Here is a 26,609-nt window from a genome sequence, read left to right on the forward strand (position 1 = left end):
ACTCTTTCCCTATCAAAAATCATAGCTGCCAGCGCTTGCTGCTAGCCGATTACAGATATAAAACAACCTGAAACCCTTGAATGGCAAGCGCCAGCAGCTCACTTTTTCATTGCACCGGTGGCGCTTCAGGAGCGCTCCAGCTCCATGTCGAGGCCCAGCGAACGGATTTCCTTGACCAGCACGTTGAACGACTCGGGCATGCCGGCGTCGATGGAATGCTCGCCCTTGACGATGCTCTCGTACACCTTGGTGCGGCCCTGCACGTCGTCGGACTTGACGGTGAGCATCTCCTGCAGCGTGTAGGAGGCGCCGTAGGCTTCCAGCGCCCACACTTCCATCTCGCCGAAGCGCTGTCCGCCGAACTGCGCCTTGCCGCCCAGCGGCTGCTGCGTGACCAGCGAGTACGGGCCGGTGGAGCGCGCGTGCATCTTGTCGTCCACCAGGTGGTGCAGCTTCAGGAAGTGCATGTAGCCGATGGTCGTCGGGCGCTCGAAGGCGTCGCCGGTGCGGCCGTCGTACAGGTGCGCCTGGGTGCGCGTGGGCGTCAGGCCCTTGGCCTTGGCCACGGCCTCGGGGTAGGCCAGTTGCAGCATGCCGTGGATCTCGGCCTCGGAGGCACCGTCGAACACCGGCGTGGCGAAGGGCATGCCGGTGGTCAGGTTGCCGGCCATCTCCAGCAGCTGCTCGTCGCTCAAGCGGGCCAGGTCTTCCTTGTGGCCCGTGGTGTTGTAGAGCTCTTCCAGGTACTTGCGCAGCTTGGCCACGCGCCCCTCGGAGCGCAGCATCTCGTCGATGCGCTGGCCGATGCCCTTGCCGGCCCAGCCCAGGTGCACTTCCAGCACCTGGCCCACGTTCATGCGCGAAGGCACGCCCAGCGGGTTGAGCACGATGTCCACCGGCGTGCCGTCGGCCATGTAGGGCATGTCCTCGACCGGCACGATCTTGGACACCACGCCCTTGTTGCCGTGGCGGCCGGCCATCTTGTCGCCGGGCTGCAGGCGGCGCTTGACGGCCAGGTACACCTTGACCATCTTCAGCACGCCGGCGGGCAGCTCGTCGCCCTGCGTCAGCTTCTTGCGCTTTTCCTCGAACGCCAGGTCGAAGCTGTGGCGCTGCTGCTCGATGGAAGCCTTGATGCTTTCGAGCTGCGCAGCCACCTCGTCCTCGGCCGGGCGGATGTCGAACCAGTGGTACTTGTCCACCGAGGCCAGGTAGGCCTTGTCGATCCTGGTGCCCTTGGCGATGCGGTTCGGCCCGCCGTTGGCGGTCTTGCCGTTCAGCAGCTTCTCGATGCGGTCGAAGGCGTCGGCCTCGACGATGCGCAGCTGGTCGTTCAGGTCCAGGCGGTAGCGCTTCAGCTCGTCGTCGATGATCTGCTGCGCACGCTTGTCGCGCTGGATGCCCTCGCGGGTGAACACCTGCACGTCGATCACGGTGCCCTGGCTGCCCTGGTCCACGCGCAGCGAGGTGTCCTTCACGTCGCTGGCCTTCTCGCCGAAGATGGCGCGCAGCAGCTTCTCCTCGGGCGTCAGCGTGGTCTCTCCCTTGGGCGTGACCTTGCCCACCAGCGTGTCGCCGGGCATGACCTCGGCGCCCACGTAGATGATGCCGGACTCGTCCAGGCGGTTGAGCTGCTGCTCCGACAGGTTCGGGATGTCGCGCGTGATCTCTTCGGCGCCCAGCTTGGTGTCGCGCGCCATCACCACCAGCTCCTCGATGTGGATGCTGGTGTAGCGGTCGTCGGCCACCACGCGCTCGCTGATCAAGATCGAGTCCTCGAAGTTGTAGCCGTTCCACGGCATGAAGGCGATCAGCATGTTCTGGCCGATGGCGATCTCGCCCAGGTCGGTCGAGGCGCCGTCGGCGATCACGTCGCCCTTGGCCAGCACGTCGCCGCGCTTGACGATGGGCCGCTGGTGGATGTTGGTGTTCTGGTTGGAGCGCTGGTACTTGATGAGGTTGTAGATGTCCACGCCCACCTCGCCGGCCATCGCCTCGTCGTCGTTGACGCGGATCACGATGCGGGTGGCGTCCACGTGGTCCACCACGCCGCCGCGATGCGCCGTCACCACGGTGCCGGAATCCACGGCCGCCACGCGCTCGATGCCGGTGCCCACCAGGGGCTTCTCGGGCCGCAGCACGGGCACGGCCTGGCGCGACATGTTGGCACCCATCAGCGCGCGGTTGGCGTCGTCGTGCTCCAGGAAGGGCACCAGCGACGCGGCCACCGACACGATCTGCGCCGGCGACACGTCCATGTACTGGATGCGCTCGGCGCCGACCAGGATCGATTCGCCCTTCTCGCGCGCCGACACCAGCTCGCCCGTCAGGCGGCCGTCCTTGTCCAGCGTGGCGTTGGCCTGGGCGATGACGTACTTGCCTTCCTCGATGGCCGACAGGTAGTCGATCTCCATCGTCACCTTGCCGTCCACCACGCGGCGGTACGGCGTCTCGATGAAGCCGTATTCGTTCAGGCGCGCGTACAGCGCCAGCGAGTTGATCAGGCCGATGTTCGGGCCTTCCGGCGTCTCGATCGGGCACACGCGGCCGTAGTGGGTGACGTGCACGTCGCGCACCTCGAAGCCGGCGCGCTCGCGCGTCAGACCGCCCGGGCCCAGGGCCGAGACGCGGCGCTTGTGCGTGATCTCGGCCAGCGGGTTGGTCTGGTCCATGAACTGCGACAGCTGCGAGGCGCCGAAGAACTCCTTGAGCGCCGCGGAAATCGGCTTGGAGTTGATCAGGTCGTGCGGCATCAGCGGGTCCTGCTCGGCCTGGCCCAGGCGCTCCTTCACGGCCTTCTCGATGCGCGCCAGGCCCGTGCGGTACTGGTTCTCGGCCAGCTCGCCCACGCAGCGCACGCGGCGGTTGCCCAGGTGGTCAATGTCGTCCACCTCGCCGCGGCCGTTGCGCAGCTCGACCAGGATCTTGACCACGGCCAGGATGTCCTCGTTGGTCAGCACCATGGGGCCGGTGGATTCCTCGCGGCCCACCTTGGCGTTGAACTTCATGCGGCCGACGCGCGACAGGTCGTAGGTGTCCGGGTTGTAGAACAGGCGCTGGAACAGGGCCTGCACAGCATCCTCGGTCGGCGGCTCGCCGGGGCGCATCATGCGGTAGATGGCGACGCGGGCGGCGAACTCGTCGGCGGTCTCGTCGGCGCGCAGGGTCTGGCTGATGTAGGCGCCCTGGTCCAGCTCGTTGGTGTACAGGCATTGCAGCTCCTGCACGCCGGCCTCGCGCAGCTTCTTGAGCAGCGCCTCGGTCAGTTCGTCGTTGGCCTTGGCCAGGATCTCGCCGGTGTCGGCGTCGACCACGTTGCGCGCCACCACGCGGCCGACGAGGAAGTCCTCGGGCACGCTGATGTGCGTGGTGCCGGTCTGCTCCAGCTCGCGCGTGTGGCGCGCGGTGATGCGCTTGTCCTTGGCGACGATGACCTTGCCGGACTTGTCGGTGATGTCGAAGCGCGCCACCTCGCCCTTCAGGCGGTCGGACACGAACTCCATCTGCGCGCCGCTGTCCATCAGGCGGAAGTTGTCGTTGACGAAGAAGTTCGCCAGGATCTGCTCGGGGTTCAGGCCGATGGCCTTGAGCAGGATGGTGACCGGCATCTTGCGGCGGCGGTCGACGCGGAAGAACAGGATGTCCTTGGGATCGAACTCGAAGTCCAGCCACGAGCCGCGGTAGGGAATGATGCGCGCGGAGAACAACAGCTTGCCCGAGCTGTGCGTCTTGCCCTTGTCGTGCTCGAAGAACACGCCGGGCGAGCGGTGCAGCTGGCTGACGATCACGCGCTCGGTGCCGTTGACGATGAACGAGCCCTTGTCGGTCATCAGGGGCACTTCGCCCATGTAGACCTCCTGCTCCTTCACCTCCTTGACCACCTTGCTCTGCGGCGTGGAGGATTCGCGGTCGTAGATGATGAGCTGCACGCGCGCGCGCACGGCCGAGGCGTAGGTGAGGCCGCGCGTCTGGCACTCGCGCACGTCGAACGCGGGCTTGGCCAGGTTGTATTCGACGAACTTCATCTCGACGAAGCCGTTGTGCGAGACGATCGGGAAGGCCGACTCGAAAGCCGCCTGCAGGCCCTCGTGCGTGCGTTTCTTGGGCGCCACGTCCTTTTGCAGGAATGCGGTGTAGGCGTCGCGCTGCATCTGCAGCAGGTACGGTACTTCGAGCACGCTCTCACGGGTGCCGAAGCTCTTGCGGATGCGCTTGCGTTCGGTGAAGGTATAGGCCATGTGATCTCCGGGCGGTGAACTGGGGGTCCTGGACATATGGCGACTTTTGGCATCAGGCACGCAGCCTGAGGAGAGCTTGGTGGCTGGCCACTACCAGCCGATGGCGGACGGCCGCGCGTTGCACGCGGCCCGAACCAAGTGGTCCTCTGCAGTCGGGATCAGAAGACACGTGAAAACAGCCCACCGCAGGGACTCTTTCAGGTGCGCTCTGAAAGCGGAAAAGGCTGGTTCACTACCAGCCCGGCAGCAAACCGGAGACGGGCCGCGGCGAACCGCGGCCCGGGCCGATTTACTTGAGTTCGGCCTTGGCGCCGGCTTCCACCAGCTTCTTGACAGCAGCCTCGGCGTCGGCCTTGGCAATGCCTTCCTTGACGTTCTTGGGCGCGCCGTCCACCAGGTCCTTGGCCTCCTTCAGGCCCAGGCCGGTGATCTCGCGCACGGCCTTGATGACCGACACCTTGTTGGCGCCGGCCTCGGTCAGCACCACGTTGAACTCGGTCTTCTCCTCGGCCGCGGCGGCCGCGGCGCCACCGCCACCAGCGGCCGGAGCGGCCATGGCGGCGGCGCTCACGCCGAACTTCTCTTCGATGGCTTTCACCAGGTCGTTGAGTTCCATGACGGTCATGCCGTCCAGCGCGGTCAGGAATGCGTCTTTATCGAATGCCATTTGATTCACCTAAACAGAAAATTGGATTGATCGAATGCCGCGCCCTCAGGCTGCGGCAGGCTCCGCGGCTTCGGCGCCTTCGCCCTTTTTCGCCGCCAGCGCGCCCAGCACCACGGCGGTGCGGGAGATGGGCGACATGAGCAAGCCGCACAGCTGGGCCAGCAACACTTCCTTGGAGGGGATGTTGGCCAGCTGCTTCACGCCGTTCGCATCCAGGCTCTTGCCGCCAAAGACGCCGCCGCGGATGACCAGCTTGTCGTTGGTCTTCGCGAAATCGGCCACCACCTTCGCGGCGGCCACGGCGTCCTCGGAGAAGCCATAGATGAGCGGGCCGGTCATCTGGTCGGCCACCACTTCGAAACTGCTGCCGGCCACAGCACGGCGGGCCAGCGTGTTCTTCAGCACGCTCAGGGCCACGCCCTTGCTGCGCGCGTCGGAGCGCAGTTTCGTCATGTCGGCGACCGTGACGCCGCGGTATTCCGCCATCACCAGCGTTTGAGCTTTGGCGGCGAGGCCGGTCACCTCCTGGATGACCGCTTCTTTCTCACTGCGATTCAGACTCAAGGTCTACTCCTTCAAAATGCGCCGTCGGGTGGGGCCGGAAACCGACCCGGCCTCTCGGGCGCGCCTTCTTGCAGCGACCAACTGTTCAGGATCAAAACCCTTTGCAGCGGGTGCGCCATCTGCGCTGGCAGCTCTGGAATCCAGAGCAGATTAAGCCGGGCTCGCGCCCGGCACCAGCGGTCTTGGATGGCCCGCGGCGTCCTTGCGGCTGCCGCGGCCCACCACACCGGACGCGCGCCTCGCGGCCCGCCTCCGAATCACTTGCCCGTCTAAGCGCCGATGGTCTGCGTGTCGACGCGAACGCCCACACCCATCGTGCTCGACACTGCCACCTTGCGCAGGTACACACCCTTGCTGGTGGCCGGCTTGGCCTTGTTCAATGCATCGATCAGCGCCGCCAGGTTGCCTTGCAGCTTGTCGGCCTCGAACGAGCGACGGCCGATCGTGCCATGCACGATGCCGGCCTTGTCGACGCGGAACTGCACCTGGCCGGCCTTGGCGTTCTTCACCGCCGTGGCGACGTCGGGCGTCACGGTGCCGACCTTGGGGTTCGGCATCAGGCCGCGCGGGCCAAGAATCTGGCCCAGCGTGCCGACCACGCGCATCGCGTCCGGCGCGGCGATCACCACGTCGAAGGGCATGTTGCCCGCCTTCACCTCGGCGGCCAGGTCGTCCATGCCGACGATGTCGGCACCGGCGGCCTTGGCCTCCTCGGCCTTCGCGCCCTGGGCGAACACGGCCACGCGCTTGGTCTTGCCGGTACCGTTGGGCAGCACCACGGCGCCGCGCACGACCTGGTCGGACTTCTTGGCGTCGATGCCCAGTTGCACGGCGACGTCGATGGACTCGTCGAACTTGGCCGTGGCGGCCTCCTTCACGATGGCCAGCGCCTCGCTCAGGGGATACAGCCTGGTGGTGTCCACCTTGCCCTGCTGGGCCTTGGCTTTCTTGGTCAGCTTGGCCATGTCACACGCCCTCCACGGTCACGCCCATCGAGCGGGCCGAGCCCGCGATGGTGCGCACGGCGGCATCCAGGTCGGCCGCCGTCATGTCCTTCATCTTGGTCTTGGCGATCTCTTCCAGCTGTGCGCGGGTGATCTTGCCGACCTTGTCGGTGTTCGGCTTGGCCGAGCCCTTGTCGAGCTTGATCGCCTTCTTGATCAGCACGCCGGCAGGCGGCGTCTTGATGACGAAGGTGAAGCTCTTGTCCGCGAACGCCGTGATGACCACGGGCAGGGGCAAGCCAGGCTCCACGCCCTGGGTCTGCGCGTTGAACGCCTTGCAGAACTCCATGATGTTCAGACCGCGCTGGCCCAGAGCAGGGCCGATGGGCGGCGACGGATTGGCTTTACCAGCCGGCACTTGCAGCTTGATGAAGCCGACGATCTTCTTCGCCATGCTTTTCTCCTTGCGGGTACTAGCGCCTGCGGCCGCATTGCCACAGGCTCCCCGGGGTGAACGACTCTATGAACAAAAACGGCTGCTGGCGCAGAGCCGGAAAGCGCCAGCAGCTATCAAAACAATAGTCAGGCCTTCTCGACCTGGGCAAACTCCAGCTCCACCGGTGTGGCGCGGCCGAAGATGGTGACGGACACCCGCACCTTGCTCTTCTCGTAGTTGACTTCCTCGACGGTGCCGTTGAAGTCGGTGAACGGGCCTTCCTTGACGCGCACGTACTCACCCACTTCGAACTCGACCTTGTGGCGCGGTTTGTCCGTGCCTTCCTGCATCTGGTTGACGATCTTCATGACCTCGTCTTCCGAGATCGGGGCCGGGCGATTCTTGGCGCCGCCGACGAAGCCGGTCACCTTGTTGGTGTGCTTGACCAGGTGCCAGGACTCGTCGTCCATGACCATCTCGACCAGCACGTAGCCGGGAAAGAACTTGCGCTCGGTGGTGCGCTTCTGGCCGTTCTTGACCTCGACCACCTCTTCCGTCGGCACCAGGATGCGGCCGAACTTGGCCTGCATGCCGGCGCGGTTGATGCGCTCCAGGATGTTGCGCTCGACCGCCTTCTCCATCCCCGAATAGGCGTGGACGACGTACCACTTCAGGTCGGGATTGGCGGCCGCCACGGGCTCGGCCACGGGTTGATTCACAGCATCGCTCATCTAGCGCCTCCAACCCAGGATCAGGTCGTAAAAGACCCATTCCAGCGTCTTGTCGGTACCCCACAGAAAGATCGCCATCACGACCGCGAAGGCGAACACGAAGGCCGTCGTCTGCAGGGTTTCCTTGCGCGTCGGCCAGACGACCTTCTTGACCTCGCGCCAGGCGTCACGACCGAAGGCGACCAGCCGCCTGCCCGACTCCGACGTGAAGAACACGACCGCGGCCAGCACCAGGCCGCCGGCCAGGGCGCCCCACTGCGCGGCGGCGCCCTGGCCGGCGAGCAGGTAGAAGCCCGCCAGCGCGGCCACCACCAGCAGGCCGGCAACGGCCAGCCGCGCCTTGTCGGCGCCTGTGCTCACGGTCTCAACTTGAGTGCTTGCCATGTTGGGCTGATTTAAATTCACAGGGCGCGAAGTCACGGGACCTCGGGCGCCAGACCTTCTAGACACACAAGCCCGCCAAGGCTTTGGCGGGCTTCTCGGGCGGGATTCACATCACCTCGGGGGCGCCACCTCAGGTGGCAGGGGCAGTAGGAATCGAACCTACAACCTTCGGTTTTGGAGACCGACGCTCTGCCAATTGAGCTATACCCCTAAAGCCAATCCCTTGCGACCAGCGCTTACTCGATGATCTTGGCCACCACACCCGCGCCCACGGTGCGCCCGCCTTCGCGGATGGCGAAGCGCAGGCCTTCTTCCATGGCGATGGGCGCGATCAGCTTCACCGTGATGCTCACGTTGTCCCCAGGCATCACCATCTCCTTGTCCTTGGGCAGCTCGATGCTGCCGGTGACGTCGGTGGTGCGGAAGTAGAACTGCGGGCGGTAGTTGTTGAAGAAGGGCGTGTGGCGCCCGCCTTCGTCCTTGGAGAGCACGTACACCTCGCCGGTGAAGTGGGTGTGCGGCTTGATGCTGCCGGGCTTACAGAGGACCTGGCCGCGCTCGACTTCCTCGCGCTTGGTGCCGCGCAGCAGGATGCCGACGTTGTCGCCGGCCTGGCCCTGGTCGAGCAGCTTGCGGAACATCTCGACGCCGGTGCAGGTGGTCTTGGCGGTGGGGCGGATGCCGACGATCTCGATTTCCTCGCCAACCTTGACGACGCCGCGCTCGATGCGGCCGGTGACGACGGTGCCGCGCCCGGAGATGGAGAAGACGTCTTCGACGGGCATCAGGAAGGTGCCGTCCACCGCGCGCTCGGGCGTGGGGATGTAGCTGTCGAGGGCGTCGGCCAGTTTCATGATGGCCTGCTCGCCGAGCTCGCCAGTGTCACCTTCGAGGGCCAGCTTGGCGCTGCCTTTGATGATGGGGGTGTCGTCGCCGGGGAATTCGTACTTGCTGAGCAGCTCGCGCACTTCCATCTCGACGAGTTCGAGCAGCTCGGCGTCGTCGACCATGTCGGCCTTGTTGAGGAAGACGATGATGTAGGGCACGCCGACCTGGCGCGACAGCAGGATGTGCTCGCGGGTCTGGGGCATGGGGCCGTCGGCGGCGGAGCACACCAGGATGGCGCCGTCCATCTGGGCGGCGCCGGTGATCATGTTCTTGACGTAGTCGGCGTGGCCGGGGCAGTCGACGTGGGCGTAGTGGCGGTTGGCCGTTTCGTATTCCACGTGGGCGGTGTTGATGGTGATGCCGCGCGCCTTCTCCTCGGGCGCCGCGTCGATCTGGTCGTACGCCTTGGCCTGACCGCCGAACTTCTTGCTCAGCACGGTGGTGATGGCCGCCGTCAGCGTGGTCTTGCCATGATCGACGTGGCCAATCGTGCCCACGTTCACGTGCGGCTTGGTACGCTCGAATTTCTCTTTTGCCATTTCTTCGACTCCGAAAAAATCAACTCAACACACCGATAAGCGGCGCCACCCACCGGGTGCGCGCCGCGTGTCTGGTGCCCTTGGCGGGAATCGGACCCGCGACCTCTCCCTTACCAAGGGAGTGCTCTACCACTGAGCCACAAGGGCGAAAACCTGCTGCAAACCTCTCGCGCAGCGAACCAACTGGAGCGGGAGACGGGAATCGAACCCGCGTCATTAGCTTGGAAGGCTAAGGTTCTACCATTGAACTACTCCCGCGAAGCCCCGCACCAAGACGGATGCCCAGCGAGCGCGCAGCCCCGGCAGAACCGAAAACCACTCCAACTCCAAGTCGCTCGTCGCGTCAGCCGTGCGAGACTGGCCTGCGTCTGCTGGTGGAGAGGGCTGGATTCGAACCAGCGTACTCGTAAGAGGGCAGATTTACAGTCTGCTGCCATTAACCACTCGGCCACCTCTCCGGCAGAGAACCACGGATTATGCCACCAATTGACCGGGGGCGGCAAGTCTGTTAGGTCGCCGGGGTCGGGCGCTCGCCCAGCCAGTCGATGGGCGGCTGGCCCGCGCGGCGCAGGAAGTCGTCCGCCGCGCCGAAGTGCCCGCAGCCGATGAAGGGCACGGGCGGGCGCAGCGCCGACAGCGGCGAGGGGTGGTTGGCGCACAGCCACAGGTGGCGCGCCGGGGCATGGGGCGGGCGCAGGCTCTGCGCGTGCGCGCCCCACAGCATGAACACCAGCGGGCGTGGCCCGGCCAGCAGATGGTTGAAGATGGCGCCGGTCAGGGCCTGCCACCCGATGCGGGCGTGGCTGCCGGCCTGGCCGGCCTCCACGGTAAGGCTGGTGTTGAGCAGCAGCACGCCCTGGGCCGCCCAGTGGTCCAGCAGGCCCTCGGCGCGCGGTGGGCGGCCGTGCTGTCGCGCCAGCTCCTTGAAGATGTTGCGCAGGCTGGGCGGCGGCCGCGCGCCCGGGGCGACGGCGAAGGCCAGCCCGTTGGCCTGCCCGGGGCCGTGGTACGGGTCCTGGCCCAGGATGACCACGCGCACGGCCTCCGGCGGGGTGAGTTGCAGCGCCCGCAGCGGCTGCGGCGGGTAGATGGCGGCGCCGGCGGCCAACCGGTCGGCCAGCACCTGCTGCACGCCGCGCCCGGCCGGGCTGGCCAGGAAGTCGTCGATCAGCGGGCGCCAGGCGGGCGCTACGCGATCCAGCCCGGCGGGCCAGGATTTCAGCATCAAATCGGTCATTCGCGCAGGCACAGCAAGCGCTGGCAGCTATTTAATCGATAGCGATCAGCGAAACAGCTCGGCCAGCGCCTCGCCCGGCTCGCCGGCGCGCATGAACGCCTCGCCGACCAGGAAGGCGTGTACGCCGGCCGCGCGCAGGCGCTGCACGTCGGCGCGGGTGGCGATGCCGCTCTCGGTGACCAGCAGGCGGTCGGCCGGCACGTCGGCCAGCAGGCCGAGCGTGGTGTCCAGCGAGGTCTCGAACGTGCGCAGGTTGCGGTTGTTGATGCCGACCAGCGGGGTCTTGAGCTTGAGCGCGCGCTGCAATTCGGCGCCGTCATGTACCTCGACCAGCACCGCCATGTCCAGCGCGTGCGCCACCGCCTCCAGTTCGGCCATCTGCGCATCCGACAGGCAGGCGGCGATCAGCAGGATGCAGTCGGCCCCCATGGCGCGCGCCTCATAGACCTGATAGGGGTCGATCATGAAGTCCTTGCGCAGCACCGGCAGGTCGCAGCTGGCGCGCGCCTGCTTCAGGCCATCGACGCTGCCCTGGAAGAACTGCCGGTCGGTCAGCACCGACAGGCAGGCGGCGCTGACCTTGCCATCGCCCTGCGCGTAGCTCTGCGCGATGTCGGCCGGCACGAAGTCGGCGCGGATCACGCCCTTGCTGGGGCTGGCCTTCTTGACCTCGGCGATCACCGCGGCTTGGCCGGCGGCCACCTTGGCGCGCAGCGCGCCGATGAAGTCGCGCGTGAGCACGCGACTTTCGGCGTCTTCGCGCACGGCGGCGAGCGGCTTCTTCCTCAGCGCCGCGGCCACCTCCTCGCGCTTGACGGCGACGATCTTGTCCAGGATGTCACTCATATTTCGATAGCTCCTTGCGCCCGACTGGCGGGCACCAGTGCATGATTTTCCTTAAAAACCGGCCTGCTGGCCGAACGCCGCCACCTGCGTCAGCTTGGCCTGGGCCGCACCCGAATCGATGGCCTCGCGCGCCCGCCCGATGCCGTCCTGCATGCTCGGCGCCAGGCCGGCCGCGTACAGCGCCACGCCGGCGTTCAGCAGCACGATGTCGCGCGCGGCGCCGGCGTCGCCGGCCAGCACGCCGCGCAGCATGGCGACGGATTCCTGCGGCGTCTCGACCTTGAGGCTGCGGTTGCTCTGCATGGCCAGGCCGAAGTCCTCGGGATGGATCTCGTACTCGCTGATCTCGCCGCCCTTGAGCTCGCCCACCAGGGTGGCGGCGCCCAGGCTGACCTCGTCCATGCCGTCGCGGCCGTAGACGACCACGGCGTGCTCGGCGCCCAGGCGCTGCAAGGCGCGCACCTGGATGCCCACCAGGTCGGGGTGGAACACGCCCATCAGGATGTTGGGCGCGCCGGCCGGGTTGGTCAGCGGGCCCAGCAGGTTGAAGATGGTCTTGACGCCCATCTCGCGCCGCACCGGCGCCACGTTCTTCATGGCCGGGTGGTGGTTGGGCGCGAACATGAAGCCCACGCCAGTCTCGGCGATGCTGCGGGCGATCTGCTCGGGCGCCAGGTTGATGTTGACGCCCAACGCCTCCATCACGTCGGCGCTGCCCGACTTGCTGGACACGCTGCGCCCGCCGTGCTTGGCCACCTTGGCGCCGGCGGCGGCGGCCACGAACATGGCGCAGGTGCTGATGTTGAAGGTGTGCGAGCCGTCGCCGCCGGTGCCGACGATGTCCACCAGGTGCGTGGTGCCGGCCACCGGCACCTTGGTGGAGAGCTCGCGCATCACCTGCGCGGCGGCGGTGATCTCGCCGATGGTCTCCTTCTTCACACGCAGCCCGGTGATGATGGCGGCCACCATCAGGGGCGAGATCTCGCCCTTCATGATGAGGCGCATCAGGTGCAGCATCTCGTCGTGGAAGATCTCGCGGTGCTCGATGGTGCGCAGCAGCGCTTCCTGTGGGGTGATCATCGTTCGTCTCGCTCGGTGGAAGTGGTCAAGAAGGTCAGGGGCGCGCCGGCAGCTCGGCCAGCGCCAGCCGCACGCCGAAGGCCACGAACAAGCCGCCGGCCAGGCCGTCGAGCCAGCGCATGGCGCGCTTCAGCGCCCCGGCGCGCCGTGCCGCCCAGGCGGCGGCCAGCGCCCAGCCGACGCACACCAGCAGCCCGTTGGCGGTGAAGATCAGGCCCAGCGCCAGGAACACCGCGCCCGGGTGCGCCGTGCCGGGCGCGATGAACTGCGGCACGAAGGCCAGGAAGAACAGCGCCACCTTGGGGTTGAGCACGTTGGTCAGGAAGCCGCGGCGCAGCACGGTGGCGACGGGCATGTTGTTTTCAGCATCAAATCGACCTCCAGCGCCCGTCTGGCGAGCGCTGGCAGCTATCAATTCAGAAGCATCCGGCCCGAGCGCGCCCCGCAGCATCTGCCCCCCAACCCACACCAGATAGACCGCGCCCAGCCACTTCAGCGCCGTGAACGCCGTGCCGCTGGCCATCAGCAGGGCCGACACGCCCAGCGCCGCCGCCAGCACGTGCACCAGGCAGCCGCCGCAAATGCCCAGCGCGGCCGCCACGCCCGCGCGCCAGCCGCCGCGCACGGCGTTGGCGACGATGAACATCACGTCCGGCCCCGGCGTCAGGTTGAGCAGCAGGCCGGCGGCGATGAAGACCAGCAGATGGTGGGCGTCGGGCATGGCCGCACTCCCCGGTCAGCGGCGCAGAAAGTTCGCCAGCATCGCGTGCCCGTGCTCGGTCAGGATGCTCTCGGGATGGAACTGCACGCCCTCCACGTCCAGCGTCCTGTGGCGCACGCCCTGGATCTCGCCGTCCTCGCTGGTGGCGGTGACGGCCAGGCACTCGGGCAGGGTCTTGCCGGCGATCGCCAGCGAGTGGTAGCGGTTGACGGTGAACTGCTTCGGCAGGCCGGCGAACACGCCCTGCTGGTCGGTGGTGATGACGCTGGTCTTGCCGTGCATCTGCTGGCCGGCGCGCACCACGTCGCCGCCGAAGGCCGCGCCGATGGCCTGGTGGCCCAGGCACACGCCCAGGATCGGCAGCTTGCCCGCGAAGTGCCGGATGGCTGCCACCGACACCCCCGCCTCGGCCGGCGAGCAGGGGCCGGGCGAGATGCACAGGCGCTCGAACTCAGCCGCCTGGAACAGGGCATCGAGCTCATCCAGCGTGACCTCGTCGTTGCGCAGCGTCGTCACCTCGGCGCCCAACTCACCGAAGTACTGCACGATGTTGAAGGTGAAGCTGTCGTAGTTGTCCAGCATGAGGAGCTTCATCGCGCGCTCTCCATGGGTCGAACCGCCCCGCTGAAGGGGCTTGCCCGCCGGCCGGCGGAAGGGAATCGGGTGAGGGACATCGGCCATTCTCCGTGGGTTGGAGCCGCCGTGCCGGAGAGCCATCTGACCTGCCCTTGTCCACCGGTACGGCGGCAAGGTGCGGTTCGCAACCGCAGCGACATGCCGCTTCCTACGGGAAGCGCCACCACTGCACTGCGCTGGATGGGAAAGCGGGGGTCATCAAAGGTTCTGAATACACGGCAAGGCGTTGCCGGCGAGGTAGTTTACACGCTCACCGGAACACCAGGGACTGGTGCGCGGCCGCGCCGGCCTGGGCGCCATCGCCCACGGCGAACGCCACGTTTCCCGCTGGGCGCGCCGCATCGCCGCACGCGAATACGCCGGGCACGGACGTTTCCTTGAACGCGTCGGTCTTGATGTACGCCCCCAGCGGCCCGGCCTCGAAGGCGCAGCCCAGCACCTCGGCGATCGGGCTGGCCGCGCGCGTGCGGCTGGCCACGAACAGGCCGTCCTGCACGATGCGCTCGCCACCCACGAGTTCGACCGTCGCGGCATCCACGATACGGGCCACGGGCCGCGGTTCAACCACAGCGCGGCGTGCCGCCAACGCCGTGCGCTGCGCCTCGTCCAATGCGCAGGCGCCGTTCGTGAAGAAGGTGACGGTGCCCCAGTCCGGCAGCATCAGGGCCTGGTGCAGCGACATGCCGGCCACGCCGAGCACGCCGATGCGGCCCTGATGGAGTTCGTAGCCATGGCAGTAGGGGCAGTGGAAGACGCTCCTGCCCCAGCGGGGCGCCAGCCCCTCGATGCCGGGCAGTTCATCGACCACCCCGAAGGCCAGGACGAGCCGCCGCGCGTGCACCACCTCGCCCGCGCCGATGCGCACGTCGAAGCCGCTGCCGCTTGGCGCCGCATGGGTGGCCGTCGCCTCGCGCCAGCGCACGTCCGGGTAGGCCATAAGCTGCGCCCGCCCTTCGGCGGCAATGGCGGCGGGCGGGCGCCCGTCCTGGCCCAGGAGCCCGTGCGAGGTCTCGGCGAAGCGGTTGCGGCGCTCGCCCGCGTCGATCACGAGCACCCGCCGCCGCGCCCGCGCCAGCTGCAACGCGGCCGACAGGCCGGCGTAGCTGCCGCCGATCACGGCGGCGTCGAAGTCTTCCGTCGCCATAACCTCGATTCGCTCAGCGCTTGTGCTTGTTCTTCGCACCGCCCTGGCGCGCCTTGTAGCGGGGATTCGACTTGCAGATCACGTAGATGCCGCCGCGGCGCTTGACGATCTGGCAATCCCGATGCCGGTTCTTGGCTTCCTTGAGCGACGAGAGAACTTGCATGACAGCTCCTGCAGAAGATGAATGAAGAGCAGCGAGTCTAGCTTTTAATGAAAATATATTATCAATAATGTCTTTCCGCTCGTGCTCGCTGGCAGCTCCTGTCGTCGATCTATCATCCCGGCAGGCAGGTGCACGGGCCTGTCGCCGCGCCTGTGCACAACCGTCCGATGCCACGCCCTTTCACCACGCTCCCGGCCGCCGACGACTGGCCGCCCGTGCTTCGCCGGCACGGGCTGCGCGCCACCTCGGCGACGCTGGGTGTGCTCGGCGTGATGCGGCGGGCTGAAGTGCCGATGACGCATGAGGAAATCCAGCGCGCCTATGCAAGAGAATTCGGCGCGCCGCCGGACAAGGTGACGCTGTACCGGGTGCTGGAGCGCCTGACCGGCGCGGGTTTGTGCGACACCCTGGCCGGGGCCGACCGCCGCAACCGCTTCGCCCTGCATGCCAGCGGCTCGGGCCACGTCTTCGAGTGCTCCTGCTGCCACAAGGTCCTTCCCCTGCCGGACGACCCGGAACTGCCGGCCGCGCTGGCCCGGCTGGGCAAGGCGCTCAAACGCCAGGGCATCCGGGCGCAGGCGTCCGCCGTCACCCTGCGGGGCACGTGCGCGGACTGCGGCAGGCACGCGGCCTGACGCGCGTGCCGGGCTCAGCGGCCGGCGGTGTGCCGCCGCGGCTTGCTGGAGCAGCCGGCCTTCGCGCAGACGCCGTAAAGCGCCAGCGCGTGCGCCTGCAGGCGGAATCCGTGCCGGCGCGCCACGGCGACCTGCCGCTCCTCGATGGCGCGGTCGTGGAACTCCTCCACCTTGCCGCAATCGAGGCAGACGAGGTGGTCGTGGTGGCGCCCATCGTCCAGTTCGTAGACGGCCTTGTCGAGCTGGAAGCTGCTGCGCTTGAGCAGCCCGACCTGCTCCAGTTGCGACAGCACGCGGTACACCGTGGCCAGACCGATCTCCTGGCGCCCTTGCCGCAGTAGCCGGTAGATGTCGTCGGCCGTGAAATGGCGCTGCGGCCCGTTCTGGAACAGGTCCAGGATCTTCAGGCGCGGCAGCGTGGCCTTCAGGCCGGCGCTCTTGAGTTCGGCGGGCTGGCTCATGGGCTTCTTCCTCGCGCTCGGGACATTTCACGCAGGCCGGCGGATCAACTCCATGCCGGGAAAGGATCCTCGTAGCGCGCCCAGGCCCCCGGGCCTTGGGCCATCTCGGCATCGGTCAGCAGGCAGGCGTCCAGGCGCCGGCGCAGCGCCGGCTCGTCCATGCCCGTGCCGATCAGCACCAGTTCCTGCCGCGCATCGCCCACGCCGTCCTGCCAGTGCCGATCGATCATGGCGCGCGCCTCGGGGTCGCGTGGCCAATGCGCGCGCGGCACGGCCGCCCACCAGTAGCCGGCCGCGCCATGCCGCGCCACGGCCCCGGCCTGCGACCACGAACCGGCGTAGGTCGGCCGGCTCGCCAGCCAGAAGAAGCCCTTGGAGCGCACCACGCCAGGCCATTCGCTTTCCACCCAGTCGAAGAAGCGCTTGGGATGAAACGGCCGGCGCGCCCGATAGACGAAGCTGGCGATGCCGTATTCCTCGGTTTCTGGCGTGTGCTCGCCTCGCAGTTCCTTGAGCCAGCCCGGCGCCCGCGCCGCCTGCTCGAAGTCGAACAGGCCTGTATCGAGCACCGACTCCAGCGCCACCCTGCCGAACGCCGACGCCTCGATCCGCGCGCGCGAGTTGAGGCCGCGCAGGATGGACATGAGCTGCGCACGCTGCTCGGCGGTGATCAGGTCGGCCTTGTTCAGCACGATCACGTCGCAGAACTCGATCTGCTCGACCAGCAGGTCCACCACCGTGCGCGCGTCTTCTTCGCCCAGCGACTCGCCGCGCGATTGCAGGCTGTCGCGCGAGCCGTAGTCCTTCAGGAAGTTGAAGGCATCGACCACGGTGACCATGGTGTCCAGCCGCGCGACGTCCGACAGGCTTCTGCCGTCCTCCCCGGCGAAGGTGAAGGTCTCGGCCACAGGCAGCGGCTCGGAAATGCCGGTCGATTCGATGACGAGCTGATCGAACCGGCCGTCCCGCGCCAGCCGCTGCACCTCGACCAGCAGGTCTTCGCGCAGCGTGCAGCAGATGCAGCCGTTGGTCATCTCCACGAGTTTCTCGTCGGTGCGCGACAGCTCCGCGCCGCCTTGGCGCACCAGGTCGGCGTCGATGTTCACCTCGGACATGTCGTTGACGATGACAGCCACGCGGCGGCCTTCGCGGTTGTTCAGGATGTGGTTGAGCAGCGTGGTTTTGCCCGCGCCGAGGAAGCCGGACAGCACGGTCACGGGCAGGCGCTCGTTCGATGGGGTTGTCATGGCGTGGGGATGGAGAAACGGGAAGGCCGCCGCTCTTAATGCAACTTGATTGCATTATAGGGAGAAATGAACTTATTTGATAATACGATCTCACTTGCAGGTGCCAACACCCGTTCCCAAGGAGATGCCCATGCCCAAGCCGTCATCCCGTCACGTCGGCGGCGCCCATGTGCCCGCCCTGGTTCTCGCCAGCCTGGCCCTCGCGCTGCCGGCGGCCGCGCAGCAGCAGCATGCCCATACGCATGGGCGCCTGGCGCTGGACGCGGCGGTCGATGCGCAGTCGATCACGCTGGCGGTCGAATCCCCGCTGGACAACTTTCTCGGCTTCGAGCGCGCGCCGCGCACCGATGCCGAGCGCAAGCGCGTGTCGGACCTGGTGGCGCGTCTGAACGCGGCCGACCAGCTGTTCCAGCCCGACCCGGCCGCGGGGTGCAAGCTGTCTAAGGTCGATCTGCAATCGGCTGCGCTCGGCCTCGGCCGGGCCGGGGAAGCGCACGGCCACGACCATGACCACGGCGAGCACGCCGACATCGACATGAGCGTCGTCTTCACCTGCGCCGACGCCGCGCAGGCCCGCTTCATCGACGTCAGGCTGTTCGACGCCTACAAGCGTCTGCGCACCATCGACGCGCAGGTGGCCTCGCCCCAGGGCCAGTTCAAACGCACGCTGCGGCCGGGCGCCGCCCGCCTGAGCCTGGCGCGCTGACGGCGGCACCATGGCGGACCGCCTGCTGGCGCTGCAAGACCTGCGCTTCGCCTGGCCGGGCAACGCCGAAATGTGCCTCGACATCGCCGACTTCGGCGTCGAGCGCGGCGAGGCCGTCTTCCTGCACGGCCCCAGCGGCTGCGGCAAGAGCACGCTGCTGTCGCTGATGGCCGGCGTGCTGCTGCCGCAGGCGGGTCGCGCGGCGCTGCTCGGCACACCCTGGGCCGACCTGCGCCCCGCCGCGCGCGACCGCCAGCGGGTCGATCACGTGGGCTACATCTTCCAGCAGTTCAACCTGCTGCCCTACCTCACCGCGCTGGACAACGTGCTGCTGCCTTGCCACTTCTCGGCACGGCGGCGCGACGCGGCGCTGCGCCAGGCCGGCACGCTGCGCACGGCCGCCGAGCATTGGCTGGCCGGCATGGGGCTGGATGCATCGGTCTGGCGGCGCGCCGCGCACACGCTGTCGGTCGGCCAGCAGCAGCGCGTGGCGGCCGCGCGCGCCCTGATCGGGCAGCCCGAACTGGTGATCGCCGACGAGCCGACTTCAGCGCTGGACGAGGACCGGCGCGAGGCATTCCTGGACCTGCTGCTGTCGGCCTGCGCCACGGCCGGCAGCGCGCTGGTGCTGGTCAGCCACGACCGCCGCATCGCCGGGCGCTTCGCGCGCCAGGTGGCGCTGCCCGCCATCAACCGCGCCGCGCAGGCGCGGGAGGCCGCATGAGCAGAGGCTTCCTGCTGAACCTGGCCTGGCGCAGCGCCTGGAACCGGCGCTTCACCCTGCTGCTGACGGTCTGCTCGATCGCCCTCTCGGCCTTCATGCTGCTGGGCGTGGAGCGCGTGCGCACCGATCTGCGCAGCAGCTTCTCCTCGGCGGTGTCGGGCACCGACCTGATCGTCGGCGCGCGCACGGGCTCGGTGCAGTTGCTGCTGTACGCCGTGTTCCATGTCGGCGCGGCCACCAACAACGTGCGCTGGAGCAGCATCCAGGCGCTGGAACACCTGCGTGGCGTGGCCTGGGTGGTGCCGTTGTCGCTGGGCGATTCGCACCGGGGCTTTCCGGTGCTGGGCACCACGGCGGCGTATTTCGAGCATTTCCGCTACGGCGAAGAGCAGCCGCTGCGGCTGCGCGAGGGCCACCGCTTCAGCGACCTGTACGACGCCGTGGTCGGCGCCGAGGTGGCCGACCGGCTGGGCTACCACGTCGGCCAGCGCATCACGCTGGCGCACGGCACCGGCGAGGTCAGCCTGGGCGCGAGCCATGCGGACAAGCCCTTCACCATCAGCGGCATCCTGGCGCGCACCGGCACGCCGGTGGACCGCACGGTGCACATCAGCCTGGAAGCGATGGAGGCGATCCACGTGGACTGGATGGGCGGCGCGCGGCTGCCCGGCCAGCGCGTCAGCGCCGAAGAAGCGCGCCGTATGGACCTGCAACCCCAGAGCGTGACGGCAGCGCTGGTGGGCCTGCACAGCCGCGCGGCGGTGTTCTCGGCGCAGCGGCAGGTGAACGGTTTCGCCGGCGAGCCGCTGATGGCCATCCTGCCCGGCGTGGCGCTGGACGAGCTGTGGGACGTGGTGGGCGCGGGCGAGCAGGCGCTGTTGCTGATGGCGGGCCTGGTGGCGCTGGTCAGCATGGCGGGCCTGATGTCCACCGTGCTCGCGGGCCTGAACGAGCGCCGGCGCGAACTGGCCGTGCTGCGCGCGGTGGGCGCCAGCGCGTACCACGTGCTGATGCTGCTGGCGCTCGAAGGGCTGCTGCTGACCCTGGCCGGTGTCCTGCTGGGCGTCGCGGCGCTGGCGGCCAGCGTGCTGGCCCTGGGGCCGTGGCTGCAATCGGCCTTCGGCCTGTCGCTGCAACTGGCGCAGCCCACACCCATGCAATGGGCGCTGCTGGCCGGGCTGCTCATCGCAGGCTGGTGCGCCAGCCTGCTGCCGGGCTGGCGCGCCTACCGGTTGTCGCTGGCCGATGGCCTGTCTCCGAGGATTTGACATGCTCCAGACACCTTCCCTTTCACGGCGCCGGCTGCTGGCCGCGGCGCTGAGCCTGGGCGCCGCGTCGCGGGCCCAGCCGGCGACCTACGAAGACATCACCTGGGAGGCGCTGGTGCCGCCCGACTGGGATCCGATGAAGTCCTTCCGCGACCTGCAGAAGCTCGCCGTGCTGCCCGACACCGATCCGCGCACGCAGGCGCTGTACGACCGCATGCGCAAGATCTGGGACGAGGCGCCCACGGTGCCCGCCGTCACCGGCCGTCCAGTGAGGATCCCCGGCTTCCTCGTTCCGCTGGAATCGGGCGCCAAGGGCATCCGCGAGTTCCTGCTGGTGCCCTACTTCGGCGCCTGCATCCACACGCCGCCGCCGCCGGCCAACCAGATCATCCACGTGCGCGCCAACCCGCCAGTCAAGGGCTTCCAGACCATGAGCGCGGTCTGGGTCAGCGGCACGCTGGGCCTGGCGCGCGGCAAGTCCGAATGGGGCGCCAGCGGCTACAGCATGCAGGCCGCGCGGGTGGAGAAGTACGAGGAGAAATAGCCCGCCCGCTCAGCGGGCGGCCAGCGCCTGGGCCAGCGCGGCGGTGTTGGCCTCCATCATCTCGGCGTAGGTCGCGGCCGGGCCGCCGGGCGGCGACAGCGCGTCAGAGTAGAGCTGGCCGCCGATCACCGCGCCGGTCTCACGCGCCAGCTGCTCCAGCAGCCTCGGGTCGGCGATGTTCTCGACGAAGATGGCGGGAATGCGCTCGCGGCGCACCTGCTCGATCAGCGCCGCCAGCTCGCGCGCCGAAGGCTCCGACTCGGTCGAGAGGCCGCGCGCCGGCACGAAGCGCAGCCCATAGGCGTCGGCGTAGTAGCCGAAGGCGTCGTGCGTGGTGACCACGCTGCGCCGCCCGGCCGGCAGCGCGGCCAGCGTCTGCCGGATGCGTGCGTCCAGCGCGCTCAGGCGCGCCGCGTAGTCGGCGCCGCGCGCGCGGTAATGGGCGGCGCGAGCCGGATCGGCCTGGGCCAGGCCGTCGGCGATGTTGCCCGCGTAGACGACGGCATTCTTCACGTTTTGCCAGGCGTGGGGGTCGTGCTCGTCGCCGTGGTGACGGTGGCGGCCGTGCTCGTGTGCGGCGTGTGCGAAGTGGCGCGGCTTGACGCCGCGCGAGGCGACGACCTCCAGCCCCTTGAAGCCCGCCGATTTCTTCAGCCGAGGCATCCAGCCCTCGAAGCCGAGCCCGTTGACGACCAGCACGCGCGCCTGCTGCAAGGCACGCGCGTGCTGCGGCGTGGGCTCGAACACGTGCGCGTCGCCATCGGGACCGACCAGCGACGCCACCTCCACCGCGTCGCCCCCGATCTGCCGGACCATGTCCGCGAGGATGGAAAAGCTGGCGACGACCTGGAGCCGGGGCGCTGCCGCCCAGGCAGGCAGGGCCGCGGCCAGCGCGGCGCCCAGCATGAGCCGGCGGCGCGGCGGGAACGTTTTCACAAGCAATCTCCAGTGGCAGGTACGGTGAAGCACTGATGATAATGGACAATCATTATTGTCCTGCCTTGGCACCCCCGCGGCCGGGCTGCACAATGGCGCCCATGGAACGCTCGACCCGCCAACGCCAATCGATCCGCTCGGCCATCGAAGCCGCCGGGCGGCCGCTGCTGCCCGGCGAAATCCTCCAGGCAGCCCAGCAGGACGTGCCGGCGCTGGGCCTGGCCACGGTCTACCGCAACCTCAAGCAGCTGACGGAAGCCGGCGAGATCCAGCCGGTGGAACTGCCCGGCGAGCCCCCGCGCTACGAAATGGCCGGGCACCAGCACCACCACCACTTTCGCTGCAACGGCTGCCAGCGCGTGTTCGACGTGCACGCCTGCCCGGGCGACATGCGCAAGCTCGTGCCCAAGGGCTTCACCGTGGAAAGCCACGAGCTGACCCTGTACGGATATTGCAGCGACTGCCGCCCGCCCGCCAGGCGGCGCGGCCAGCACGCCTGAAGCGTCTTGCGGGGCCATCGCATCCCATCCGTGAGCCCAATAGCCACCCCAGGTGAGCCAGATTCCAGCGGCACATGCGCCTGGGTATGCGCGGGCAAGCTGCTGAGACAGTAGCTGGCTGACCTCGCTGCTGGCAGACTCATCGAAACAGCGGCCGGGCAGTTCGTCAGGCTGCCGTCGGTGTTGCGCCGCGGGGTTGAGTCGGCCGTCGCGCCGCTGCCGTAGATGGCGCCGTCGCTCCAGCGGACGAGGGCATTGCCGCGCCACTCGTAGAGGCTCCCTTGATGGTCGGCCGGGCTGGGGCTCAGCGGAAATACGACGGTGCTCGCCATGGCGTCCTGCGAGATGCGGCGGTGCATGGCCGGCTCTGGGTCGAGGTACCTGTCGCTCGCGTAGAGCACGCCCTGGCTGTACGTGACGCCGCCGATCTCGTAGAACTGCGCCGCCAGCCCCGTGCCATCGGCGGGGCCGTCGAGAGACCGCGGCTGGATGCCTGCGAACGGCTGCGTGCCGGTTGCGGTGACTTTCCGCATGACCGCACGCACCCGTTTCCGGTAGGGGTCAGAGTCGTCGCGGCAGGGGTATGCGCGCCATGCGGCTGCCAAGCCTGCCGCAGCGCCGGCGGCCCTCCTCGATATCTCGAATTGCTACCAAAAGAAGAGCTGCCAGCGCTTTCTGTACAAGCGCTGGCAGCCTGTTTGATGCTCAACCTTTTACGCCGGCAGCGGCACCAGCGGGTTGCCGAACATCGGGTCGGCTTCCTTCGAGGCCAGCGCCTTCTGCAGGTCGATGCCCAGCGCCTTCGCCACGCCGGCGCCGTAGGCCGGGTCAGCGGCGTGGCAGTTGCGGATGTGGCGGAACTTGATGAACTCGGGCGCGTCGCCCATGGCGCGGCCGGTGTTGCCGAACAGCGCTTCCTGCTGCGCCGGCGTCATCAATTGGAACAGCTTGCGCGGCTGCTCGAAGTAGTTGTCGTCGTCCTGGTGGTAGGACCAGTGCTTGGCCTCGCCGGCCAGGCGCAGCGGCGGCTCGCCGAACTGGGGCTGCGCCTGCCATTGGCCGAAGCTGTTGGGCTCGTAGTGCGGCAGGCCGCCGTAGTTGTCGTCTACACGGCCCTGGCCGTCGCGGTGGTTGCTGTGCACGGGGCAGCGCGCGCGGTTGACGGGGATCTGGTGGTGGTTCACGCCCAGGCGGTAGCGCTGCGCGTCGGCGTAGTTGAACAGGCGCGCTTGCAGCATGCGGTCGGGGCTGGCGCCGATGCCGGGCACCAGGTTGGACGGCGAGAAGGCGCTCTGCTCGACGTCGAGGTGGAAGTTCTCGGGGTTGCGGTTCAGCTCGAACTCGCCGACCTCGATCAGCGGGTAGTCTTTCTTGTACCAGACCTTGGTCAGGTCGAAGGGGTGCAGGCGGTACTGCTCGGCGTCGGCCTCGGGCATGACCTGGATGTACATCGTCCACTTCGGGAAGTCGCCGCGCTCGATGGCTTCGTACAGGTCGCGCTGGTGGCTCTCGCGGTCCTTGCCGACCAGGGCCTCGGCCTCGGCGTCGGTCAGGTTCCTGATGCCTTGCCGGGTCTTGAAGTGCAGCTTGACCCAGAAGCGCTCGCCCTTGGCGTTCCAGAAGCTGTAGGTGTGCGAGGCGAAGCCGTGCATGTGGCGGTAGCTGGCGGGGATGCCTCGGTCGCTCATGACGATGGTGACCTGGTGCAGCGCCTCGGGCACCAGGGTCCAGAAGTCCCAGTTGTTGCGGGCGCTGCGCAGGTTGGTGCGCGGGTCGCGCTTGACGGCCTTGTTCAGGTCGGGGAACTGGCGCGGGTCGCGCAGGAAGAACACCGGCGTGTTGTTGCCCACCATGTCCCAGTTGCCCTCTTCCGTGTAGAACTTGAGGGCGAAGCCGCGGATGTCGCGCTCGGCGTCGGCCGCGCCGCGCTCGCCGGCCACGGTGGTGAAGCGGGCGAACATCTCGGTCTTCTTGCCGACCTGGCTGAAGATCGCTGCGCGGGTGTACTGGGTGATGTCTTTCGTCACCGTGAAGGTGCCGAAGGCGCCGGAGCCCTTGGCGTGCATGCGGCGCTCGGGGATGGTCTCGCGCACGAAGTTGGCGAGCTTTTCGTTCAGCCACACGTCCTGGGCCAGCAGCGGGCCGCGCGGGCCGGCGGTGAGGCTGTCGCGGTTGGTGACCACGGGGGCGCCGAAGTCGGTCGTCAGGTGGGTCACGGGGCAGGTCTTGGCATCGCGGGGCATGGCGGCTCCTTCGTTGGAATGGGTTTATCGGGGCCCGAGGAACGGGCTGCCTGAATGGTAGATAGGCTCACCAGGAATCGGGAAGTCAATAGTTTTTATCAATTCAATAGGCGGCACCGATCGGCGCTGATGCCAGGTTGGGGGAGTCAGGGCGCCGTGCCGCGCTGGAGGGCCATTTCGGCCGCCTGGCGCGGCGTGCCGATGGGGGCGCTGGCCTGGCCGCGCTGCACGGCCTTCAGGTCCTGCTCGCTGGGGTAGAGGCCGGCCAGCCAGTAGTCCATCGCGCGGCGCACCAGCGGCGCGGCGTGGGCGGCGCCGAAGCCGGCGTTCTCGACGATGGCGGCGACGGCGATGCGCGGCGCGTCGGCCGGCGCGAAGGCGATGTAGAGCGAGTGGTCGCGCTGGTGCTCGGCCAGCTTGGCGGCGTTGTAGCGGCCCTTCTGGCCGATGGTGACGGCCTGCGCGGTGCCGGTCTTGCCGCCCGAGAGGTAGGGCGCGCCGGCGAACACGCCGCGCGAGGTGCCCTCCTGCGTGACGCCGACCATGGCGCGCCTGACCAGCGCCACGTTCTGCGGCGCGTAGCCCAGCGGCTGCGCGGGCGGGCGCGGCACGGCCTGGAACTGCTGCGTCAGCGGGTCCTGCCGCGCCTGCACCAGGTGCGGCACGTGGCGCACGCCGCCGGCCGCCAGCGTGGCGGTGGCGCCGGCCAGCTGCAGCATGGTGAAGTTGTTGTAGCCCTGGCCGATGCCCAGCGAGATGGTCTCCCCCGCGTACCACTTCTGCTGCTCGGGCCGGCGGTAGGTGGTGCGCTTCCATTCGGTGGAGGGCAGGATGCCGCGCGTCTCGCCCGGGATGTCGATGCCGGTGATCTGGCCGAAGCCCAGCGGCTTCATGAAGTCGTGGATGGCGTTCACGCCCATGTCGTTGGCCAGCTGGTAGTAGTACACGTTGCTCGACTTGACGATGCTGCGGTACAGGTCCACCGGCCCCAGCGCGTGGCCGGAGCGGAAGGTATGGCCGCCGAAGGTCCACGAGCCGCCGTCCATCACGATGGTGCCGGGCGCGCGCCTGCCCGTCTCCAGCGCGGCCAGGCCCATGAAGGGCTTGTAGGTGGAGCCGGGCGGGTAGGTGCCCCGCAGGGCCCGGTTCAGCAGCGGCTTGTCGATGGATTCGTTCAGCTCGGCCCAGCTCTCCTGGTCGATGCCCTCGACGAACAGGTTAGGGTCGAAGGTGGGCTTGCTGACGAAGGCCAGCACCTCGCCGTTGGCCGGGTCGATGGCGACCAGCGCGCCGCGCCGTTCGCCGTACAGCTCTTCCACCAGCTTCTGCAGGTTGATGTCGATGGTCAGGCGCACCGAGTCGCCCGGCGTCGCCGGGTGGCTGGCCAGCCGGCGCACGGCGCGGCCGCCGGCCGAGGTCTCCATCTGCTCGACGCCGGTGGTGCCGTGCAGCACCGGTTCGTAGCTGGCCTCCACGCCCAGCTTGCCGATGTGGTCGGTGCCGCGGTAGTTGGCGGCATCGTCGGAGTCCTCGATGCGCTCCTTTTCCTTCTGGTTGATGCGGCCGATGTAGCCGACCACGTGCGCGCCGGTCTCGCCCAGCGGGTAGGTGCGGAACAGGCGCGCCTTGATCTCCACCCCCGGAAAGCGGTAGCGCCGGGCGGCGAAGCGCGCCACCTCCTCGTCCGACAGGCGCGTGCGGATGGGCAGCGACTCGAAGCTGCGCGAATCCTCCTGCAGGCGCTTGAAGCGCCGCCGGTCGCGCGGGGTGATCTCCACCACCTGGCCGATGGCGTCGATCACCTCGTCCAGCGGCCGGCCGGTGCGCGAGGGCGTGATCTCCAGCGTGTAGGCCTTGTAGTTGGTGGCCAGCACGACGCCGTTGCGGTCGAGGATCTCGCCCCGGTTGGGCACGATGGGCACCACCGCCGTGCGGTTGGTCTCGGCGCGCTCGGCCAGCTCGTCGTGGCGCAGCACCTGCAGCGTGTACAGGCGCCAGCCCAGCAGCGCGAAGCAGGCCAGCACCACCAGCGCGACCACCGCCAGGCGCACGCGAAAGCGCGTCAGCTCGGCTTCGACGTTGCGCAGCTCGGTCATGGCGTTTGCTATGTTTAAGGTAGCTGCTCGC

General features: G+C 68.3%; 26 protein-coding genes and 4 tRNA genes. 6 read left to right on the forward strand and 24 right to left on the reverse strand.

The window, feature by feature from the left end; all coding sequences use genetic code 11:
- Positions 1-125 precede the first annotated feature (125 nt).
- From rpoB to ykgO, 19 genes are all read right to left on the reverse strand, one after another.
- Positions 126-4,238, reverse strand: coding sequence for a DNA-directed RNA polymerase subunit beta (gene rpoB / locus QM772_RS08960; RefSeq protein ID WP_415135607.1), 4,113 nt, complete (start codon positions 4,236-4,238; stop codon positions 126-128).
- A 289-nt stretch (positions 4,239-4,527) separates the two neighbouring features.
- Positions 4,528-4,905: a 50S ribosomal protein L7/L12 gene (gene rplL, locus QM772_RS08965; protein ID WP_415135609.1), complete on the reverse strand. Its 378-nt coding sequence runs from the start codon at positions 4,903-4,905 to the stop codon at positions 4,528-4,530.
- A 45-nt stretch (positions 4,906-4,950) separates the two neighbouring features.
- Positions 4,951-5,469 (reverse strand): 50S ribosomal protein L10, encoded by a 519-nt coding sequence (gene rplJ, locus QM772_RS08970; protein WP_415135611.1) that lies wholly within the window; start codon positions 5,467-5,469, stop codon positions 4,951-4,953.
- 269 nt (positions 5,470-5,738) lie between these two features.
- Positions 5,739-6,434, reverse strand: a complete 696-nt coding sequence (gene rplA / locus QM772_RS08975) for a 50S ribosomal protein L1 (RefSeq protein WP_415135613.1) — start codon at positions 6,432-6,434, stop codon at positions 5,739-5,741.
- Between the two features lies 1 nt (position 6,435).
- Positions 6,436-6,867, reverse strand: a complete 432-nt coding sequence (gene rplK / locus QM772_RS08980; protein ID WP_415135615.1) for a 50S ribosomal protein L11 — start codon at positions 6,865-6,867, stop codon at positions 6,436-6,438.
- A 128-nt stretch (positions 6,868-6,995) separates the two neighbouring features.
- Positions 6,996-7,580: a transcription termination/antitermination protein NusG gene (gene nusG, locus QM772_RS08985; protein ID WP_415135617.1), complete on the reverse strand. Its 585-nt coding sequence runs from the start codon at positions 7,578-7,580 to the stop codon at positions 6,996-6,998.
- Positions 7,581-7,964 (reverse strand): preprotein translocase subunit SecE, encoded by a 384-nt coding sequence (secE, locus tag QM772_RS08990; RefSeq protein WP_415135619.1) that lies wholly within the window; start codon positions 7,962-7,964, stop codon positions 7,581-7,583.
- Between the two features lie 135 nt (positions 7,965-8,099).
- Positions 8,100-8,175: transfer RNA gene (locus tag QM772_RS08995), tRNA-Trp, on the reverse strand.
- 25 nt (positions 8,176-8,200) lie between these two features.
- Complete coding sequence (gene tuf / locus QM772_RS09000; RefSeq protein WP_415135621.1) at positions 8,201-9,391, reverse strand: elongation factor Tu; 1,191 nt, start codon at positions 9,389-9,391, stop codon at positions 8,201-8,203.
- A gap of 72 nt (positions 9,392-9,463) precedes the next feature.
- A tRNA-Thr gene (locus tag QM772_RS09005) sits at positions 9,464-9,538 on the reverse strand.
- A gap of 37 nt (positions 9,539-9,575) precedes the next feature.
- Positions 9,576-9,649 (reverse strand) — tRNA-Gly (locus QM772_RS09010).
- A 114-nt stretch (positions 9,650-9,763) separates the two neighbouring features.
- Positions 9,764-9,849: transfer RNA gene (locus QM772_RS09015), tRNA-Tyr, on the reverse strand.
- Between the two features lie 50 nt (positions 9,850-9,899).
- The gene (locus QM772_RS09020) at positions 9,900-10,628 is read right to left on the reverse strand and encodes a uracil-DNA glycosylase (RefSeq protein ID WP_415135623.1); all 729 of its coding nucleotides are present in this window, start codon (positions 10,626-10,628) and stop codon (positions 9,900-9,902) included.
- A gap of 45 nt (positions 10,629-10,673) precedes the next feature.
- Positions 10,674-11,474: an indole-3-glycerol phosphate synthase TrpC gene (gene trpC / locus QM772_RS09025; protein ID WP_415135625.1), complete on the reverse strand. Its 801-nt coding sequence runs from the start codon at positions 11,472-11,474 to the stop codon at positions 10,674-10,676.
- 51 nt (positions 11,475-11,525) lie between these two features.
- Entirely contained in the window at positions 11,526-12,554 is a 1,029-nt protein-coding gene (gene trpD, locus QM772_RS09030) for an anthranilate phosphoribosyltransferase (RefSeq protein ID WP_415135627.1), read from the reverse strand.
- A 34-nt stretch (positions 12,555-12,588) separates the two neighbouring features.
- The gene (locus tag QM772_RS09035) at positions 12,589-13,275 is read right to left on the reverse strand and encodes a LysE family translocator (protein ID WP_415135629.1); all 687 of its coding nucleotides are present in this window, start codon (positions 13,273-13,275) and stop codon (positions 12,589-12,591) included.
- A 15-nt stretch (positions 13,276-13,290) separates the two neighbouring features.
- Complete coding sequence (locus QM772_RS09040) at positions 13,291-13,869, reverse strand: anthranilate synthase component II (RefSeq protein ID WP_415135631.1); 579 nt, start codon at positions 13,867-13,869, stop codon at positions 13,291-13,293.
- Between the two features lie 292 nt (positions 13,870-14,161).
- Complete coding sequence (locus QM772_RS09045; protein WP_415135633.1) at positions 14,162-15,055, reverse strand: NAD(P)/FAD-dependent oxidoreductase; 894 nt, start codon at positions 15,053-15,055, stop codon at positions 14,162-14,164.
- A 13-nt stretch (positions 15,056-15,068) separates the two neighbouring features.
- On the reverse strand, positions 15,069-15,218 hold the full coding sequence (gene ykgO, locus QM772_RS09050) for a type B 50S ribosomal protein L36 (RefSeq protein ID WP_415135635.1): 150 nt from the start codon (positions 15,216-15,218) through the stop codon (positions 15,069-15,071).
- A gap of 167 nt (positions 15,219-15,385) precedes the next feature.
- Here ykgO and QM772_RS09055 point away from each other — a divergent pair, with 167 nt between their 5' ends.
- Complete coding sequence (locus QM772_RS09055; RefSeq protein WP_415135637.1) at positions 15,386-15,853, forward strand: Fur family transcriptional regulator; 468 nt, start codon at positions 15,386-15,388, stop codon at positions 15,851-15,853.
- A 14-nt stretch (positions 15,854-15,867) separates the two neighbouring features.
- On the opposite strand, the gene fur is transcribed toward QM772_RS09055, so the two are convergent.
- Positions 15,868-16,314, reverse strand: coding sequence for a ferric iron uptake transcriptional regulator (fur, locus tag QM772_RS09060; protein ID WP_415135639.1), 447 nt, complete (start codon positions 16,312-16,314; stop codon positions 15,868-15,870).
- A gap of 44 nt (positions 16,315-16,358) precedes the next feature.
- Positions 16,359-17,561, reverse strand: a complete 1,203-nt coding sequence (gene zigA, locus QM772_RS09065) for a zinc metallochaperone GTPase ZigA (protein WP_415135641.1) — start codon at positions 17,559-17,561, stop codon at positions 16,359-16,361.
- 130 nt (positions 17,562-17,691) lie between these two features.
- Here zigA and QM772_RS09070 point away from each other — a divergent pair, with 130 nt between their 5' ends.
- The 4 genes from QM772_RS09070 to QM772_RS09085 are packed head-to-tail and all read left to right on the forward strand — an operon-like array spanning position 17,692 to position 20,803.
- On the forward strand, positions 17,692-18,267 hold the full coding sequence (locus QM772_RS09070) for a DUF2796 domain-containing protein (protein ID WP_415135643.1): 576 nt from the start codon (positions 17,692-17,694) through the stop codon (positions 18,265-18,267).
- A 10-nt stretch (positions 18,268-18,277) separates the two neighbouring features.
- The gene (locus QM772_RS09075; RefSeq protein WP_415135645.1) at positions 18,278-18,991 is read left to right on the forward strand and encodes an ABC transporter ATP-binding protein; all 714 of its coding nucleotides are present in this window, start codon (positions 18,278-18,280) and stop codon (positions 18,989-18,991) included.
- The gene (locus QM772_RS09080) at positions 18,988-20,259 is read left to right on the forward strand and encodes an ABC transporter permease (protein WP_415135647.1); all 1,272 of its coding nucleotides are present in this window, start codon (positions 18,988-18,990) and stop codon (positions 20,257-20,259) included. The genes QM772_RS09075 and QM772_RS09080 overlap by 4 nt, the downstream gene beginning before the upstream one ends.
- A 1-nt stretch (position 20,260) precedes the next feature.
- Entirely contained in the window at positions 20,261-20,803 is a 543-nt protein-coding gene (locus QM772_RS09085; RefSeq protein WP_415135649.1) for a DUF3299 domain-containing protein, read from the forward strand.
- 9 nt (positions 20,804-20,812) lie between these two features.
- On the opposite strand, the gene QM772_RS09090 is transcribed toward QM772_RS09085, so the two are convergent.
- A complete protein-coding gene (locus QM772_RS09090; protein WP_415139529.1) occupies positions 20,813-21,709 on the reverse strand; it encodes a metal ABC transporter substrate-binding protein in 897 nt (298 codons plus the stop codon).
- A 131-nt stretch (positions 21,710-21,840) separates the two neighbouring features.
- Here QM772_RS09090 and QM772_RS09095 point away from each other — a divergent pair, with 131 nt between their 5' ends.
- Positions 21,841-22,239, forward strand: coding sequence for a Fur family transcriptional regulator (locus QM772_RS09095; RefSeq protein WP_415135651.1), 399 nt, complete (start codon positions 21,841-21,843; stop codon positions 22,237-22,239).
- 713 nt (positions 22,240-22,952) lie between these two features.
- On the opposite strand, the gene QM772_RS09100 is transcribed toward QM772_RS09095, so the two are convergent.
- Together QM772_RS09100 and mrdA are read right to left on the reverse strand one after the other, a co-directional pair.
- Complete coding sequence (locus QM772_RS09100) at positions 22,953-24,482, reverse strand: catalase (protein WP_415135653.1); 1,530 nt, start codon at positions 24,480-24,482, stop codon at positions 22,953-22,955.
- Positions 24,483-24,628: 146 nt separating this feature from the next.
- Positions 24,629-26,578, reverse strand: a complete 1,950-nt coding sequence (gene mrdA / locus QM772_RS09105; protein WP_415135655.1) for a penicillin-binding protein 2 — start codon at positions 26,576-26,578, stop codon at positions 24,629-24,631.
- Positions 26,579-26,609 lie beyond the last annotated feature (31 nt).

It is taken from the genome of Ottowia sp. (assembly GCF_047601385.1).
Taxonomy (GTDB): Bacteria; Pseudomonadota; Gammaproteobacteria; order Burkholderiales; family Burkholderiaceae_C; genus Ottowia.

What these genes read in the sequence shown, in the direction of transcription:
- rpoB (WP_415135607.1), bottom strand. Translation starts at nt 4,238, where the DNA reads ATGGCCTATACCTTCACCGAACGCAAGCGCATCCGCAAGAGCTTCGGC.
- nusG (WP_415135617.1), bottom strand. Translation starts at nt 7,580, where the DNA reads ATGAGCGATGCTGTGAATCAACCCGTGGCCGAGCCCGTGGCGGCCGCC.
- rplA (WP_415135613.1), bottom strand. Translation starts at nt 6,434, where the DNA reads ATGGCCAAGCTGACCAAGAAAGCCAAGGCCCAGCAGGGCAAGGTGGAC.
- rplL (WP_415135609.1), bottom strand. Translation starts at nt 4,905, where the DNA reads ATGGCATTCGATAAAGACGCATTCCTGACCGCGCTGGACGGCATGACC.
- QM772_RS09090 (WP_415139529.1), bottom strand. Translation starts at nt 21,709, where the DNA reads ATGCTGGGCGCCGCGCTGGCCGCGGCCCTGCCTGCCTGGGCGGCAGCG.
- fur (WP_415135639.1), bottom strand. Translation starts at nt 16,314, where the DNA reads ATGAGCCAGCCCGCCGAACTCAAGAGCGCCGGCCTGAAGGCCACGCTG.
- zigA (WP_415135641.1), bottom strand. Translation starts at nt 17,561, where the DNA reads ATGACAACCCCATCGAACGAGCGCCTGCCCGTGACCGTGCTGTCCGGC.
- rplK (WP_415135615.1), bottom strand. Translation starts at nt 6,867, where the DNA reads ATGGCGAAGAAGATCGTCGGCTTCATCAAGCTGCAAGTGCCGGCTGGT.
- QM772_RS09080 (WP_415135647.1), top strand. Translation starts at nt 18,988, where the DNA reads ATGAGCAGAGGCTTCCTGCTGAACCTGGCCTGGCGCAGCGCCTGGAAC.
- secE (WP_415135619.1), bottom strand. Translation starts at nt 7,964, where the DNA reads ATGGCAAGCACTCAAGTTGAGACCGTGAGCACAGGCGCCGACAAGGCG.
- QM772_RS09035 (WP_415135629.1), bottom strand. Translation starts at nt 13,275, where the DNA reads ATGCCCGACGCCCACCATCTGCTGGTCTTCATCGCCGCCGGCCTGCTG.
- QM772_RS09045 (WP_415135633.1), bottom strand. Translation starts at nt 15,055, where the DNA reads ATGGCGACGGAAGACTTCGACGCCGCCGTGATCGGCGGCAGCTACGCC.
- trpC (WP_415135625.1), bottom strand. Translation starts at nt 11,474, where the DNA reads ATGAGTGACATCCTGGACAAGATCGTCGCCGTCAAGCGCGAGGAGGTG.
- QM772_RS09040 (WP_415135631.1), bottom strand. Translation starts at nt 13,869, where the DNA reads ATGAAGCTCCTCATGCTGGACAACTACGACAGCTTCACCTTCAACATC.
- mrdA (WP_415135655.1), bottom strand. Translation starts at nt 26,578, where the DNA reads ATGACCGAGCTGCGCAACGTCGAAGCCGAGCTGACGCGCTTTCGCGTG.
- QM772_RS09095 (WP_415135651.1), top strand. Translation starts at nt 21,841, where the DNA reads ATGGAACGCTCGACCCGCCAACGCCAATCGATCCGCTCGGCCATCGAA.
- QM772_RS09100 (WP_415135653.1), bottom strand. Translation starts at nt 24,482, where the DNA reads ATGCCCCGCGATGCCAAGACCTGCCCCGTGACCCACCTGACGACCGAC.
- trpD (WP_415135627.1), bottom strand. Translation starts at nt 12,554, where the DNA reads ATGATCACCCCACAGGAAGCGCTGCTGCGCACCATCGAGCACCGCGAG.
- QM772_RS09075 (WP_415135645.1), top strand. Translation starts at nt 18,278, where the DNA reads ATGGCGGACCGCCTGCTGGCGCTGCAAGACCTGCGCTTCGCCTGGCCG.
- QM772_RS09020 (WP_415135623.1), bottom strand. Translation starts at nt 10,628, where the DNA reads ATGACCGATTTGATGCTGAAATCCTGGCCCGCCGGGCTGGATCGCGTA.
- QM772_RS09085 (WP_415135649.1), top strand. Translation starts at nt 20,261, where the DNA reads ATGCTCCAGACACCTTCCCTTTCACGGCGCCGGCTGCTGGCCGCGGCG.
- ykgO (WP_415135635.1), bottom strand. Translation starts at nt 15,218, where the DNA reads ATGCAAGTTCTCTCGTCGCTCAAGGAAGCCAAGAACCGGCATCGGGAT.
- QM772_RS09055 (WP_415135637.1), top strand. Translation starts at nt 15,386, where the DNA reads ATGCCACGCCCTTTCACCACGCTCCCGGCCGCCGACGACTGGCCGCCC.
- tuf (WP_415135621.1), bottom strand. Translation starts at nt 9,391, where the DNA reads ATGGCAAAAGAGAAATTCGAGCGTACCAAGCCGCACGTGAACGTGGGC.
- QM772_RS09070 (WP_415135643.1), top strand. Translation starts at nt 17,692, where the DNA reads ATGCCCAAGCCGTCATCCCGTCACGTCGGCGGCGCCCATGTGCCCGCC.